Origin of the sequence: Bradyrhizobium sp. Ghvi (genome assembly GCF_900115265.1) — a bacterium.
GTDB lineage: Bacteria > Pseudomonadota > Alphaproteobacteria > Rhizobiales > Xanthobacteraceae > Bradyrhizobium.
Map to the genome: position 1 here is coordinate 58834 of NZ_FOVU01000014.1, position 15965 is coordinate 74798.

General features: G+C 57.9%; 9 protein-coding genes. 8 read left to right on the forward strand and 1 reads right to left on the reverse strand.

From position 1 onward, the window contains the following. The first annotated feature begins 330 nt into the window (after positions 1–330). Complete coding sequence (locus BM374_RS33045; RefSeq protein ID WP_092302479.1) at positions 331–1626, forward strand: glycoside hydrolase family 28 protein; 1296 nt, start codon at positions 331–333, stop codon at positions 1624–1626. Between the two features lie 173 nt (positions 1627–1799). Next, positions 1800–2831 carry a pectinesterase family protein gene (locus tag BM374_RS33050; RefSeq protein ID WP_244552779.1) on the forward strand — a complete coding sequence of 344 codons (1032 nt, stop codon included), beginning with the start codon at positions 1800–1802 and terminating at the stop codon, positions 2829–2831. 759 nt (positions 2832–3590) lie between these two features. Here BM374_RS33050 and BM374_RS33055 read toward each other — a convergent pair. Next, complete coding sequence (locus BM374_RS33055; RefSeq protein WP_092302481.1) at positions 3591–4199, reverse strand: J domain-containing protein; 609 nt, start codon at positions 4197–4199, stop codon at positions 3591–3593. Positions 4200–7766: 3567 nt separating this feature from the next. Between BM374_RS33055 and nopM the strand changes: the two genes are divergently transcribed. The 6 genes from nopM to BM374_RS39225 all read left to right on the forward strand — a co-directional run bounded on the left by nopM (position 7767) and on the right by BM374_RS39225 (position 15402). Beyond that, positions 7767–9488 carry a T3SS effector NEL-type E3 ubiquitin ligase NopM gene (gene nopM, locus BM374_RS33080; RefSeq protein ID WP_177248702.1) on the forward strand — a complete coding sequence of 574 codons (1722 nt, stop codon included), beginning with the start codon at positions 7767–7769 and terminating at the stop codon, positions 9486–9488. A 496-nt stretch (positions 9489–9984) separates the two neighbouring features. Continuing rightward, positions 9985–10272, forward strand: coding sequence for a DUF3892 domain-containing protein (locus BM374_RS33085; protein WP_092302492.1), 288 nt, complete (start codon positions 9985–9987; stop codon positions 10270–10272). Positions 10273–11395: 1123 nt separating this feature from the next. Beyond that, a complete protein-coding gene (locus tag BM374_RS33090; protein WP_092302494.1) occupies positions 11396–13918 on the forward strand; it encodes an MBL fold metallo-hydrolase in 2523 nt (840 codons plus the stop codon). A 45-nt stretch (positions 13919–13963) separates the two neighbouring features. Then, a complete protein-coding gene (locus BM374_RS38175; RefSeq protein ID WP_143270311.1) occupies positions 13964–14248 on the forward strand; it encodes a hypothetical protein in 285 nt (94 codons plus the stop codon). A 374-nt stretch (positions 14249–14622) separates the two neighbouring features. Further along, positions 14623–14988, forward strand: a complete 366-nt coding sequence (locus BM374_RS33095) for a hypothetical protein (RefSeq protein ID WP_092302496.1) — start codon at positions 14623–14625, stop codon at positions 14986–14988. Between the two features lie 15 nt (positions 14989–15003). Further along, on the forward strand, positions 15004–15402 hold the full coding sequence (locus BM374_RS39225; RefSeq protein ID WP_092302498.1) for a helix-turn-helix transcriptional regulator: 399 nt from the start codon (positions 15004–15006) through the stop codon (positions 15400–15402). Positions 15403–15965: the final 563 nt, after the last annotated feature.

Sequence of the window (15965 nt, forward strand, 5' to 3'; positions counted from 1 at the left end):
TTTGTTTTAGTGCGGGTCTTCGATCGAACGTTGGTGCGACGGAACCAATTCACGTGCCGTTGTAGATGCCGAAAACCGGGGCCAGTTAACCACTTCATCGTGTGAGAACGTTGAGAAGCTGTTTGGACTTTGGGCTATCGCACAAGGCTTTGTCGTTCTCGCGCATAGACAAGGTGCTATTGCGCGATCGCAAGGTCCAGGCTTCTGCTGCGTCTTATAAATGTCATCTTGCGCGGGCCAGTGACGTGCGCGGCGGCTCGATCGAGCCAGCGCTCAATGGCAGACAAGGCATGCGGCAAGGATGCGCCGTGACAAAGCACGAGCAGGTCGATGATAAAGCGTTTTCGCAACTGGGTCCTATTGTCCGTACTCGCCTCTATCGCTGTCTGCCCCGCCGCAAAAGCGCAAGACCGCCGGACTATCGTCCAGCCTGTTGCACCGAATACGGTCTGCGATCGCCCTCTGCCTTCCGGCAAGAACGATACAGTCAGCCTACAGGACGCCATTGAACATTGCCCAGCTGGCGCTGCAGTTTATCTGGGGCGCGGCGAGTTTCACTCAGGTCCACTCGAGATGAAATCGGGCGTGACCTTATGGATCGGACGCGGTGCGGCGCTGATCGCCATCCCGGAACCAGCTGCTTACGACAAGGGCCGGGGACAATGTGGTCGCATCGTGGGTAAGGGCGATGGTTGCCGGCCATTCATCAGCTTTTCCAAAACCCGTGGCGGCGGCATTTACGGGGAGGGCGTCATTGATGGTCAGGGCGGCGCAATTATGGGCGGCGGGGCCGAAACCTGGTGGCAGCTGGCTCGCCGCGCGCAAGCTGAGGGCGGCAGCCAGAACGCCCCGCGCTTGATCCAGATCGATCATGCGCAGGACATCACGTTCTCTGGTATCACCTTGCGCAATGCCCCCAATTTCCATGTCGCGATGAACCGGGTCGAAGGTGCCACTTTCTGGGGCCTCACGATCGATTCACCGGCGGATGCACGCAATACCGACGGCATCGACCCCGGCGCGAGCCAGGATGTGACCATCACCCACAGCTTCATCCGCACGGGAGACGACAACGTTGCAATCAAGGCCGGCGACAATGGCTCAAGCAGCCATATCTCGATCCTTGATAATTACTTCGGCTGGGGACACGGCATGTCTATCGGCAGCGAGGTGAATTCCGGAGTTAGCGACATACTGGTGCGTAATCTGACGCTGGACGGTACGACGTCTGGCCTGCGCATCAAGAGCGATGTCAGTCGAGGCGGTCTGGTCGAGCGCGTGACTTACGAGAATGTGTGCCTGAAGGGCAACCGGTGGCCGGTCGCGTTCGATGCAAAATATGATCCGCGCGCACAAGGCACGAGGATTCCGGTCTATCGGCAGATCGTTCTGCGCCATGTGCGTGGTGACAATGGTGTGCTGCTGATGCGCGGTGTAGACGAGCGGCATGCCCTCGACGTTGCACTCGAGGATGTCCGATTTTCCAATTCGGCGACTTGGCAACTCGAACACGCGAAGGTGACCGCAAGTCCCTCTGACGTATCGCCGCCGCTGTTGGGACCAGCCACAGAACCGCTGCGCGGATCGGAGGCGTGTGCCAGAGCATTCCGCGACGCCCATGGCTAAGTACGACACCCGCCGCCGAATCTGGCTGGTGAGTTCCGCATCGGCCGGGCTAAAAGTCACGTGGGAAATTCTGGGCTGGGGAGCGAAATGAGTTTGATCGTGCACGGCGGCTACCCAGCGGCGGTATCTCACATCGACCGCGTCGGCGCGCCGCGGACTCAAGGTGAGATCACATGCGAATTTTCCTGCCTACCGCTGCGCTTCTGGCGGGATGTTTCTGCATTCCGGCAGCCTGCGCTGAGCCACTATTGGTGTCGCGTGCCGGAAATGCAGACTATCGCTCCGTGCAGCAAGCTATCGACGCGTTGCCGGCGGAAGGCGGAAATATCCGGATCGCGCCGGGCGTCTATCGCGAGAAGGTCAAAATCTCCAAATCCGGTGTTCACATCGAAGGCACGGGCAGGAAGCCGGAGGATACTGTCATTGTGTATGGCGACGGCGCGATCAATGTAGGGGGAACCGCTCGTTCGGCGACGCTGGATGCTGCTGGCGACGACTTGCGGCTCGAGAATCTCACCATTCAAAACGACTACGCCGTCAATCCAGACAATCCCCCCTCGCAGGCGGTAGCGCTGTCCGTTACCGGAGACAGGGACGTCGTTACGCGCGTCCGCCTGCTCGGTGCCCAGGACACGCTGTTCGCCGGCAAGGGACCAAACGGCAGAATGTCACGACAATACTTCTCGAACTGCTACATCGAAGGGCATGTCGATTTCATATTTGGCAACGCCAAGGCCTGGTTCCGGCAATGTGAGTTGCACGGCATTGCAAATCAAGCGGTCATCTATACCGCTCAGAGCAAGGCAGCGCCGGATGAGGACAGCGGCTATGTTTTTGATCATTGCAGGCTAACTGCCGACCCTGCTGCGGGCTATATCGCACTTGGCCGCCCTTGGCGCCCCTACGCCACCGTGGTCTTCCTGGCAGCGAAGATAGATACCTCCGTGATCGCCGAAGGGTGGCGCGAATGGACCCCCGGCAAGACCAACACGTTAAGGACAAGCTATTATGCTGAATATAGATCCTCCGGGGTCGGGGCCAATCCCTCGGCGCGCGAGCCTCACTCCCATCAACTGACGGATGACGAGGCTGCGAGATGGTCGCTGAGCGTGTTCTTCGGAGGCGCCACAGATTGGCTGCCAAAGGGAATATCGATGGAAGACAAAGCAAGAGTGACGAGACCACGGCGATCGTCGGACGAATGATGTATGAGTGCGGATATCACGGCGGCGCGGGCTGTCACCGACATCGCGCTGGGCACCATATTTGCAGAGGGGCGCTCACGAACAGGGAGACGCGCAACTGCGCGCAATAGTGGAGTGCTTGATGAACGCGATGCATGGTATGGAGCGCTATCAAGTTCACGATACCTGCCTTGCCTCGCGGCGATCGGCAGAGCCCTTGAAATAGGTGGACGGCGCGGGGCGCTACAGCCCCTAGCTATGTCGGAATCGGCCGCGAACCCCGCGATGTATCGGGCTCTCGTGATCGATCGTTGATCCGGCGCCACCGAGCGAATAGGCCTGGAAGGGTCGCTTCTGCGCCGAAACCCTTCCATACAGCCAACGAGTGTCCCCGGAAAGGATTGTACTTTCGTGTTGCCTCTCGAACAAGAGAGGACCGATCGTGCGCAACTCCTGTTGGAGCTTCGAAGGTAGGACGGGTGGTAGTGGCGACTCAGCCGTCGGGAGTGGAAGGAGCCGTTTGGCATTTCTACGAACTCACCGCTGGGCCGATGCAGCCGGCACGCGCCCAAAATTTTGCCGCATCCCTTTTTCCGGCTCTTCTTCCTGACTGCGCGGAACGAGACGAAACGGTCATCGTGTCGATTGTCCACCACGGGTCGCTCGAGAAGCGTTAGCGAGGGAAGTCAAACTGCCCACCTAGGCAGAGCAAGAGCTCTGGATGGTTCCGTCCTCCACTTCCGGGCGCCGTTGAGGCCCGCTGAGATGTTGGGGCTAGCTCTAGCGCACCACGGTCTTCAGATACTGGTAGGCCTTGATGATCTCAACCAGGCGATCCTCCGTGGAGCGGTCGCCGCCATTGGCATCGGGATGGTGCTGCTTGACCAACACCTTGTACTTCGCCTTGACCTCGCCGAGCGTCGCATTGGCATTCAGGCCCATCACCTGCAACGCTTTGCCCTGGGCATTGAAAATCTTGCGCGCCTCAGGCCTAGCCTTCGCGCGGTGGCGGGCACCGGCGCGTCCGTTCAGTTCGAGGTGCGTGCAGAGGGCGTGCCAGTCCTCCTCGAAATCGGCCGCGCTGCGGGTAGCGCTGATGCTCTCGCCCATCTTCCAGGTCGGACGATGGCCAGTCAGCGCGTCCTGCTCGTAGCGCGCGATCGCTTCCGCGTCCATTCCCGAGAAAAAATTGTAGGACTGATTGTATTGGCGAACATGGTCGATGCAGAAATGCCAATAGGCGCGCGCATTGGCGCGGCCCTTGGGCGCGGGATGGGTCGCCTTCTTCTGGCAGCCAGGCCATTCGCATAGCGTTACGGGCTGGCGCTCCTGCGCTGCCTGCTTACTGATGCGAATGGATTCGAAGATTTCGGATGTGTCGATTAACATGACCTGGCTCCATTGGCGGAGCGGCAGTTAACAGAGCCGCTTCTATGCTAGAGAGTTGCTTTGGACGGCAAGTCGAGCCTGACTCGGCCTGTGCGTTTAGTGGCATGATGTAGCGGGCACTTCCTAGCAATTGATATGCCAGGACTCGCGAAGTTGATTCAGGCCATCATCTCTTTGAGATTTCAGATCGACACAATCGAAATTTGCTGTCGGGTTCTGCACATGGAGGTCTTGAATGGCACGAGGTGAGTACTATCAAAAGCCAAGCGAAGGCACTGCTCGGCCGTAATCTGCGCAACGAGGAAGGCGAGCGACGTCTTCTGAATTGTCTTTCGAACCTTGGAATGTCGTCCGTCTTGCGTAGCGACACAGAAAGCGCATCGTCTCGATTTGAAAGGCATTCGGGCCCGCTCGTTCACGGATCAACGCAAGTCACAGCGTCCGCCCGCCGCTGACGAAGCGCCCTGCTCACCAGCCTACCCAGCAAGTCTTAAATGATCCGCTGTAGGTCGATGCTTGCGCTGGCACGGCAGCCAGGATCGTAGGAGGTGCCTGGCAAGGCGCTGCAAACCGGCAGATTGCTCGGAATGTGCAGCTGGCGGCAATTGGCGCGACCCAGGTCGCTACAAAAATCGCCGAAGTCAATCGAGGCGCGGACCAGACGAGCACCGCGTCAACGCAGGTGCTTGCCGCTGCCAGGTCCATGGCTGAGGATAGCAACCGTCTGAAGCTGGAAGTGCAGAGAGTCCTGGCCACCCCTGCGGGGGCTTAGCAAAGCTTTGACGCTCCTGAACCCTTCTCGAGTGCATGATGTCCCTTTATTTTGATCGGATGTATTTTCCACGCCGAGCTCTTGGGCGGCGCGACTGACGCACAAGAGCCCAACAGCAGCCTCAGATCAGCAGCTGCCGGACAATAGGTAATCCGCCTCGTGCAAAGCGCCACTTTGGTTGAAAAGGGCGCACCTGCGGAACGGGAAGTTGCCGCTTTTCGTCAGGTCGAAGTCAAAGCTAAATGGGGCGGCAAAACGTTCGCGGCAGCTCCGAACGTTGGTGAGGCGACATCTGTTATTGTGTGTGCCTCTGATGGCTCCGGCGGTTTCGATCGAAACAAAACGAATCTGCTGGAATGCGTTCAGGTCGCCATCAGCTCGGCTCGCCTTTCACCTCCAAGGGTGGCCAATCGATAGGCCTACAATAAAGTCCCCTCCGGTTGATCTCAGCAAGCAGACTGTCGGCGCGATGCCTCGCCGGAATTCCAACAAGCCGTGTGCCCGCTTGTGCGTCCGCCGCCACCTGATCACGAATGAACTCATACATTCGAATAATGAAATGGTCGGAAAGGCCTGCGAAATCCTCCTCCGGCCTCTTGGTGCTTACTGTAAAATCCACGTGATTAAACTCCAACTCGCCTAAACTATCCCTGCAGGCCAGGCGATCATTACGATGGTGGCAACTCCCAGAAGTCCAATAGGAGCTAGCTAATTTCCATTCAACGATGCTCGCCTGCATTCAGGGGGTAAAGTCCCGGATTTCTATTCAGCATTCTGGTCCTCTGCTCATTTGCAAATATCGGACCTTTCATGCCCCGACAAACACGCGCGTGGTTAACCTCACTCATCAGTCTTAAACGGGGCGGCGATCTCGCCCGAACAAAGACAGTCAATCAATTTCAACGATCTCAGCCGTGAGCTTTACCGCTGCCCGCCGGCCGACCTCGGTCATTCCCGAGAGTCTAGGTATGCCGCGAAGCTGTGGCGGCCTCACCGCGCAAAAGCGCCAGCAGCAGTCCCCCAACTGATTTTGATATCCAGATTATCCTATCTGACGCCCGCTAAACGCGGATTCACACACGTTAACGAGGCTTGGGCCACCCGCACATTTTCGCTGCTTAGAGCCTGCCGATTGCGGGCGCTCGACTCCGCCCGATCCTGGACGTTCATTGGCCCCAAGACTAGCGACGCGTATTTTTGCGAGTTGCTGGCGAAGCCTACCCGGTCGGCTCGCCGGTCCGGTTTCGAATCCCGGGCTTCACCACCATCGCAGTGGCGCCCCTTGAAAAGGCACCTTTCGGGAGCGCAATCGATTCACCACATCAAATAGGACGGTGCCGATTCCAGCTTCATATCGACGACGACGATCGTAAAGCCGGCACACGCAACCGCCTGAACTCAATACAAGGTTTTCGGCCATTCCCGGAAAAATTCGGATTCTCGGTCAGGCGATGGTGGACGGCGAGATCGTTGTCACCCGTGACGGGCTAGCGTTTCCGAGATGCTGGCAGATCGCGGTGACCAGGACAGTTGCCTTATTTCAGCTTGATCTTCTCTGGTTCAATGGCACGGACCTTGGTCCGGAGCCGCAGCTGAGCGCGAGCGTTCGGAAGTGCGGGCAGGCTGGTGAGCTGATTACCCCTAACGTCAAGACGCCGGAGCGAAGCAGGGAGGCTATCGGGCAGAGTGGTCAACCGATTGAAGGGCACATCGAGCACGACGATAGCGCTCGGAATCTAGGCGGGCCTGTAAGGAGAGCGATTCAAGATCCAGTGTAATGGCCTCACCGATAGCGTTCACTCGGCGCACCGATTCTTTCGATCCTCGAGCGGGCCTACCTCCGGTTCAGCAGCCAAATTCTCAAGCAGCTCGCCTTAATCGTCCGCTGCGTGGGCCGAATCTTTCGGAGTTTGCTGCTTGGCCTGTCACCGCGTTCCACTGCGCCGCCACTCCGTTTTCCTGCCCTCATGTTCGGAAGATGCAGAAGGGATGCCACCGCCGCGCTGAATCTGTCCTGCGTCAAAAGGGGTCACCTCACCCTCCTTACGAAACTGGAGTAGAGTCAGCCCGTCGTGACATGCTCTAGAACGCAAGACACTTAGCTTTCGATAAGCTGAAAGACGATCACCTAAGGTGGCAGCGATGGCATCAAAACCGGCATGACTGTCGGTACAACGATTTTGGAACAGTGACGCGATCTCCCCCCGGGGTAGTTATTTCCAGTCAACACGTTTGTGCGGATACCAAGGCGACAGCGGCTTCAGTATAGAGCCCCAGAGCCCCCAGAGCCGCGATAGTGCTTTATCTCAACAGAGCCAGCGGAGCCTTTTCGGTCTAGTAGCTGGACACGAAGGCCGGCAGGCGGTCCGAACGGCCAAGTTCACCGCGCGCCTCTCAGATGCCCTAGGCAGTCAGTGCCGGCTGGTCTTTGCGAAGCTTGATCGGTTCACCCGCAAGCTGGATTGCTACGCTCATCAGGAGCAAACTGAGCAGCCCTGAGGTTCTGCAGCGACACTCGTCAGCTGATCGACAGGTAGGCCTGCTAACGGCGCAACGTTACGTTACCCCGTTGGGCTGCCCTACCGGACTTATCTGTCCAACGAAAGGCAGCAAGCTCGCAGTAGTATCGATCCATTTGCCGCGCTCTCGGGGCTCATGTGAAGCTGTACCGACTTAAGTTGGGCGGGAGCCACAGAGCACGAGCACGGGCAGTCGAATGATCATTGCGTTGCGCAACCACCTATTTCGCCAGCTTGAGAAGCGGGCGTATTCTTGTTCTGACAATGGAGAAATTGATGAACACGGGACAGCCACAGTGGAGTGCAGGTTCTTCCTCGGCGCCTTCTGAAGACGCGAACCAGGAAAGCTACCTCGGCGGCTTCAATTCTGCGCTTGCGAATTTGGTCGAGACCTTGACCGGGTATCGGACTCCAGCCGCCGCGCGCGCCCAGATTTTGGACAATTGGGTTGCCGAAGAGGGGCAGGGCGAATCCGAGAATAGGCGACAAGGGCTCAGACGAATCAGGAATTCGGATAGCGCAGGCTCGCACTCGCTGGACTTGTCCTCGCTCTCGCTGACCGCTCTGCCCGCCGCCCTCCCGCCAAGGTTGCTGGACCTGCGCGCTAGGCACAACGAGCTAAGCAGACTGCCTGCTATGTTCCCACCTAGTCTTCAGCATCTTCTCATTAGCCACAATCGATTGACCAGTTTGCCTGACGACCTTCCGGCGACCCTTTCTGAGCTGGAGGTCGCTGACAACAGCTTGACCACTCTGCCGGCAAACCTTCCGGCCGGGCTCCAGATCCTGAACGCAAACGACAACCGGCTAACCAGCCTGCCGGGCGCTCTCCCGACCGGGCTCACCTCGCTTGCGGTCAGTGGCAATCAGCTGACCGACCTCCCCGAGTCCCTCCCATGGGGTCTCATTGAACTCGATGTCAGCAGCAATCAATTGACCAACGTTCCGCAGCCCCTCCCGAACTGGCTTCAATCGCTCAATCTCAGCGGTAACCGGCTGACCAGCCTGCCGGAGGATCTCTTATCGAGGAGTTTTGGCTATCCTCATTTGGAGAACCTTGAGTTCAGCGATAACCCATTCCCGGACCAGGTCCGCGCTCACCTCGCGGCACCGCATCTTGAGCAGCGGCCTCTGTACGAGGCTGCCGCGCACTGGCTGGGGGACCATCCGGCGGCACTGGCCCAGTGGCAGCACTTTGCGGATGAGCCAGGCGCCCAAGACTACGCACAATTCCTGGAGAGGCTACGAGGCACCGTGAACTACGGCAATCAGGAGTTTCGGCAGGCCGTGGCTGATGATCTGCGGCAGGCGGCGACCAATCCGAGGTTGCGCGAGCAGTTTTTCACACAGGCTTCCGAGGCCAACGTGAGCTGCGAGGATCGTGTTACTCTGCACTGGAACGGTATGCAGACCGCGCGCCTTAATGCTGAGGTCGAGAACGGGGCGTACGACGACCGTCTTGGTGAACTGATCCAGCGCGGTCGCGTTGCGTTCCGCCTGGAGGCGCTGGACGAGATCGCGCGCGACAGGGTCAACTCGCTGGCCAACGGCGGCAACCCGACGGTAGACGACATCGAAGTCTACCTGGCCTATCAACATCGGCTGCGCGAGCCGCTGGCGCTCGGTCATCTCGCACCTGACATGCGCTTCCTGGCGGTCTCTCACGTAAGCGAGGATGATGCGACGGAGGCGCTCGACCTGGTCCGGGAGCGGGAAGCAAGCCAGTTCACCCATTACATGGCGAGCTGTTGGCAACCCTGGGAAACAGTGCTGAGGCGCGTCGCTCCTGACGAATACGAACCGATGCAAGACCGGCTCATCGAAGCCATGGGCGAGGAGTTTCAAACCCGCTTGGATCGGCGACTGGCGGAGCATGGTCTATTAGGCGATCCGGATGCCGAGCGGGTGCTCGGAGCCCAAGTCCGAAACGAGATCGCTGGCGAGATCAAACGCGAGGTCATGCACCGTGTGCTCGCAGAGCACGGCCTCGAACTATGAGGCTCCCAAACCGCCGCAGAAGTATTTCTCATTGCTCTGCGGGGGTACCTAAACATCGCTCGTGGAGCTTCGCCCATCGCTTCCAAGGCGCGTTTGCACCTTGGAAAGTACGCTGCCGCCCACCAGGCTTTCGGTGTTTCAGACCGACGAAAATTCCCGCGCGCGGCGAGGGCGTATCTGCGTCCGATCGAAAGCCGTTTCGCGACGAGAGCTCCGCCGCTCGAAAAAAATTGCTGAGGAGACCCAGGCGCGCAAACGTGAAATCACCGGTTGCGGAGGCGCTGCCGCAGCCAACCAGCTCGGTTTGATGAGGCAGCTCCTGTTCGGCCGGTCCATTTGACTTCGGAGCCTTCCTCGCGAGCTCCATCTTGGCAAGAAGGTGTGGAGTGCCGCCACGTTCTATCGCGGAGAAGGGCTCCGGGGCGCCTACCAGGCTTGGTGGCCGCCCTGATCAACTATCCTCGTCTAAGCTGCCTGCAGATGTAGGAGAAACTAGATGGCCAAACGCGCACGCATTCGTTGCACCAACAAGACGGGCAGAGACAATCCTCACGAAAGGATCACACATGTCGGCGGACTAAACCCCGACGGAACGCCCTGGAAGCGATCCATCGATCAGGCTATCAAAGATATCGAGAGCAACGAATGGGAGTTTTATGTCGAAGAAAACGGCCGCAGGGTTGATGTGGTGTGCGCCACGCACAACGGGCACAAGTACATCAAGACGACGGCAGACGACATTCAACCGGACAATGTTCTCTCGCTCCTCGTCGAGTGTCCCTGACGATCACCGGCCCGCAGTTCAGTCCGCCACTCTGCCAGCGCTGTGTCAGGGTCGTTCGACGCGGTCTCCCTGGTAAGCAGATTAGACGCCCGGTCCAGATACCAATCAATCGCATTGCGATCCAAGCTCTGAGTGCCGCGTATCGCGGCCTCGCATCGCGTCCTTCTTGACCCATGTGTCGACCGCGTCCTTGGAGCAATCGCAACAGGCGGTTGCGTCGGCCGTCGTGAGGCCCCGAAAGGCGATCTGGTCAGCGCGCAAGATCCGCTCTGAGCGCCTCAGCTCGGCGGGCGAACGCTTGTGCCGTGTACGGTCACCTCCACTCGGACCAAAAGGGAGTTAGCGGCAACGTGACTCGGCGCTTTGTCGGCCCTGAAGAGCGCTGTCCCTGCCACGCGCCGCTAACTTTGGTGGCCTGCCTTGCCTAAGAAAGCTGCCACCTCGCCATCCCGGGAGTGTCGTCAAGCTCACGGGCTGCGGATTGTAGCGCCAAAACCGGTGGTGAGACGCCTACCAGAATTGATGGCTGGCCTTCACTTCGCCGACGATGAGGTGAGGTTTGGCCGCACAAGAGGGGGCATAAGTACATCAGGATGAGGATGCGTCGTTCCCAGCTGTATCCAGGAGGATCTTCCTCGTGCACGCGTTCGTTTGCGATGAAATACACTCGATCAGTGGTGTCGACGCCGTTTTTCGTCACCATCCATTGTAACGCAGTCCAAGTGCCGGCAAGCGCATCGCCTCCGTTATCGCTACCAACGTAGCGGCGCGCTTTGAAATTGTTGTAATTGGCCCCGTGGCGAAACACGAACGCTGGCGATCTGCAAAGCCGCTATAAGCCGGCACTTGCCGCGAATTGACGAACGAAATGCAACAATGACTTGAAGTAAGTAGCAGTTGTATTACGATACAACCATGGCCGCCGGCTCGCAAACGTGCTGACTTATCGTCCCTCCCGTGATGAGCTTGCTAGGCGGATGTAGGCTAGACAGTGAGCGGGGGAGACACACGCGTCACGAAACTGTCTTGAGCAACATTGTATCGAGATTGAAGCTGGAAGTATTTGCAGATTGCCGAGGCACTGGCCGCCTCAACATCTTAGTGGTTGCGAGGGGAGCATTTGATGAAGCTGTACCTGCTGGATATGGGTTCGAAAATCTATGGAGACTGCATTCTTGCCGTAGAGGGCGATCGAAGCATTCTCATAGACGGAGCGCATCCGGGAGATTGGAAATCGAGCGGAGATACTCCGTCGATCCCGGATCAGATTTCTAAAGTGCTCGGTAAGCCTCCGTTCAATGTCGACCTGCTGATCGTCACTCACTGCCATTCAGACCACATCGGATGCCTGCCGAAATTAGTACAGGACGGAACAGTCACCTTCGAGCAAGCCCTAGTGGCCGATGAGAACCTCGGTTTTCCAACCGACGGCGAGGATGCCCCGATGGATGCCGAAACGGCAAAGGTCGTGGCTGCAATCGTTGAGGAGCCCCAACCCGAACTGGACGGTCCAGCATTGGACCAATTCCTCACAGATGCCGCGAACCTTTCGGCGAACTATTCGGCGATGCTCACGAAACTGAAGACCGATCGGACAAAGATCGTACGCTACACCGGCCCATCCGCCAAGGTGACTCAGATCGAGAAAGACTTCGCGGATTTCAATTTGAAAATTCTCGGGCCGAGTGCCGATCACCTCAAGATTTGCAGAGACGAGCTCAGGAGGTTGAAAAACAAAGCCCGACATGCGAGCGACGCTTTGAGACATGCCGACGCCGCCCTGCAGGCTGCGGATATTTACAAGAAATTGCTCTTCGGCTCCGGCGCGAAGGAAGCCGACGCTGCCGTCGACGACATCCAGGAGTATTTGGACAGAGTGGGCCCAGGCGCTGCCTTAAACGATCAGAGCATCGTCCTCAGTCTCGGCAAGACCGGGCAGAGGATCCTGCTCACCGGCGACATGCAGCTCGCAGTGCCTGAGGTCCCCGGACTCGACGAAGAAATGGCCTCCATGGTCGAGGAGATCAAGAAGGGGGGACCATACCAGTTCGTCAAGTTGCCGCATCACGCGTCATATAATGGCTTTGACGAGCAGGTCCTGAAAGCTTTTGAAGAGGCCCAAGCCTTCGGAATTTCGACGGGCAGGGGAGATCCTGGCCACCCCGACCCCGGCGTGCTGAAGCTGCTCGAAAGCATCAGCGATAAGTATCACTGGGCAAGAACTGACAAAAACGGGATCATAACTGTTTCCTTCGTGCGCACCAAACTTAACGTCGGCATTTCCGAAGGCGACCTCGACGATCCGGCTCCAAATGCAAGGGATGTCGTCCCAACGGAGCAGCAGCAAAATGAAGAGCCGGCGGGGCCTCAACCCCCGGCACCTGCCAAGCCCGTCCTTTCCGAACCTGCTCAACCCCCCGCGAAACGCGGCGAGGCCGCCGTGCGCCGGATCGCGGGTGAGGAAGTGGAAGTCATCGCAAGGATCCCGCACACTAAGACAAAGGTGACGATCACGGTTGAGATCGACCCAGCCGATTTAGGCGCCGCACCAGGTGCGGGACAACACGACTCTGGAAAAAAAAAGATTCCTCCCAACCTGCCGCCGCTTCTGTTCGTAACAAATTCAGAGCGTCTGAGTGAGAACATCGGCAAGGCGGAGGCAGCTGGAATCCTGAGTGCGATCGCCCCGGCGCAGCCGATGGTGGACTTGGCACAGGAATCCGATGCGTTCGCTGCGATCCAGCGGGAAGGTCGCAATGCCTCTGTGAAGGGGGTCGTTATCGTCGGAGGCTATGACGTCGTTCCATCCGAGCGATACGACACGCTCCCTCCAAGCTTGCGCGGCAGTATCGGACCAAGCGCTCGCAACGATCCTGATAATTTCATTGTCTGGAGTGACCAGAGCTACGGAGACCTGGATGGTGACCATTTGGCTGACGTGCCGGTCTCCAGAATCCCGGACGGTCACACGGCCCGCGTTGTAGAGGCAGCGTTCAAACCCGGCGCATCGCCGCCAGCGAATCGCTTCGGCTTGCGGAATTTCGTGCGCCCGTTTGCTGACCAAATCTATTCAGGCGTTCTGGGCGCCGAACAGATGCTTACATCCGAACAAGTACATTCGACAGCAATCCCGGGTAATCTATCGGCAAAGCTCATCTACCTCATGCTTCACGGCTCAGACACCGACACCTCGCGTTTTTGGGGGGAGACGCAAGGCGACATGCTTGAGGCGATGACGGTCAACAACGTTCCTAACCCCTGCGGAGCCATCGTATTCGCCGGATGCTGCTGGGGGGCATTGACCGTACGCACGCGGGCAGCGGTATATAGGGCCGGCGATCCGATCCAAGTGGTCACCCCGGCCCAGTCCGTCGCGCTCTCTTTCCTCGCGGCGGGGGCCAATGCTTTCGTGGGGTGTACCGGCGCGCACTACTCGCCAATGGACGGGGACCTCAACTTCTTCGGCGCCCCCATGCATTCAGCGTTCTGGAAGCACGTTAACGCGGGAAAGCGGCCCGCAGAAGCGCTCTTTCAAGCCAAAATCGATTACATAAAAGGCATGCCTCACGGACGAACGAAAATCGAGGAAATTGCGATCGAAAACAAGATTCTGAGACAATTTACCTGTCTTGGACTAGGCTGGTGAACGAATATATGATGGCAACGAACCCCGTTTCGCAAAGGTGACATCATGGCGGGAAAATCAGACCTTTTCAGTGGCCCGCTCGAAGATTGGGAACCATTGGATTCACCCCCAAAAGGGCTTGATTCCAATGCTCCGCCCCCCAAGCCAGACCGAGTGGCTCAGGAATGGAGTAAAGTTGCTCGGAAGTATGCCGCGGATTCCGGCGACTCCGGTTTGCCGTCCGAACACTCCACCCTGGTGCGGGCCAAGAAGAAGGGATTGCGGGACACCGACGTGAACGCCAAAACCTTCGTCTTGTCTGGAAACAAGATCGTCGGCTCGCAGGGCTAATTGCTGCGATGCGGCATTGTGGCCGTCGCCGGTAGCAGGCGGCGGCTTTTTCGTATCGAGTTTCAGGTCTCGGTTTCGCGTCTCTTCAGGTGACGCTTTCCGGATGGTCGCGCATAAGTCTGTCAAGAGATCCCTCAATTTGAGGGGCCCGTTCAACGAGTCTGCCGAGTTTGCGCGGGAACTCGTAGCCTGGGCCGCTTCATGCGACTCAAACTAGCCCTTATCACAGAGATTGATGGTACATCCCAACCGGGTATCACACACCTGAAGCGCCGTGTAGTTGCGCCCTGTTGGGGGGTGTGTTTTCTGGTTCCTTTCTCCATCTCATGCCCATTGGGGTGCTGATGGCTTGACAAATATAAGGAATTCCTTATATGCTTGTTTCGTTCGAAAATCTCCACTTGGGAGATGCGGCTGATGAGTTGGAGCAGCTTGGGCATGATTTCGCCTGCGAGGTCCTGCTGTACCTCCAGAAAATTCACAGCGGACTGGTGGACGCCAGAGATTTGTCGCCCTTCTATACGTATAGGGGCATTGAGATGTTCCAAGCGGTCGGAGCGAACAAGTTTGCGATCTTCGCTGTCGAAATCGATGATGATGGCGAGGTGTCTGTGACGCTGATGCTCGCGGCTGAGCATGGGGTGCCGATGTATGCTGGAGGGTCCTCCTGGAATGGCAACGACTATAGTGCATTGAAGACCGGAATACTGAATGCGCGAGCTTCAGTTTGGTTTGAATGAAGAGTGGAGGCTGCAATGGTCAAACTCAAAGTCAAAAAAAGCCACGAACGTAGACCGCAAGCCGTTGCTGAGGTCAGCAGCAAGGGGCGCGGTCGCCCGCTCGCCGACCTTGTGGAAAAAATCGAACATGCTGATCCAGGCCTTGCAACTGAAAAGAAGCTATCGAGTGCGGCGATGCGTGCTGGTGAGTTAGTTCGAGCCATGCGCAAGCATGCCGGACTCTCACAGTTTCAATTGGCAGAAAAGCTGGACGTAAGCCAAGCTCGTGTTAGCGAAATCGAATCGGGAGTCGGAATCCAAGGACCAACTTGGGATTTGATGGAACGAATTTCAGTTGCATGCGGCAAAACGCTTGGGGTTGCTGCGTCCAGTGATGATCTAGAACTCGCGGCTCACATGCCTATGGCTATGTAGTCTGGGTCTGTCGATGAGAACCTGAAGTAGATGGGGTACTCTTGGTGGGACGCACTCAAAGATTTTCTGGGCGCCGCGAGTCCAATATTCATTGCAGTGCCGTGGCTGAGAGATTTCTGGCTGCGTCATCGGAAGTCGCAGGTTGAACAAGTTGAAGCAGCCGGGCGCCTCGGTCGGTTAAAAGTATCGATTGAAGGTGCAATCCGGCAAAAAATCGAATCGCCGAAAGTCGCAGACTTCGTGTGGACGATCCTTGGTCTCGCGCTGATACTCGCGAGCTTTTTAATCGCGTTTGTTCGAGGTCTTAGTGATCTCCTCGGACAACCCAGCTAAGTCTTGCGAGGTAAAGCCGCGGACGCCTGATGATTGGGCCGCATGTACGTCGACATGGATACCGCACCAAGATGGTGCCGCGCGCGCTTTCGAGAACACCATCTATAAACGCCTGCAGAGTGGTCCGCCCCTTGATTGAGCGGAATGGAGCCGCGACTGTATCGGCGTCTGCATCGAGGATACCGTTCACGCTCCTAAGCTCTGTTCCCCAGGTGGCACGCAATTTTTGG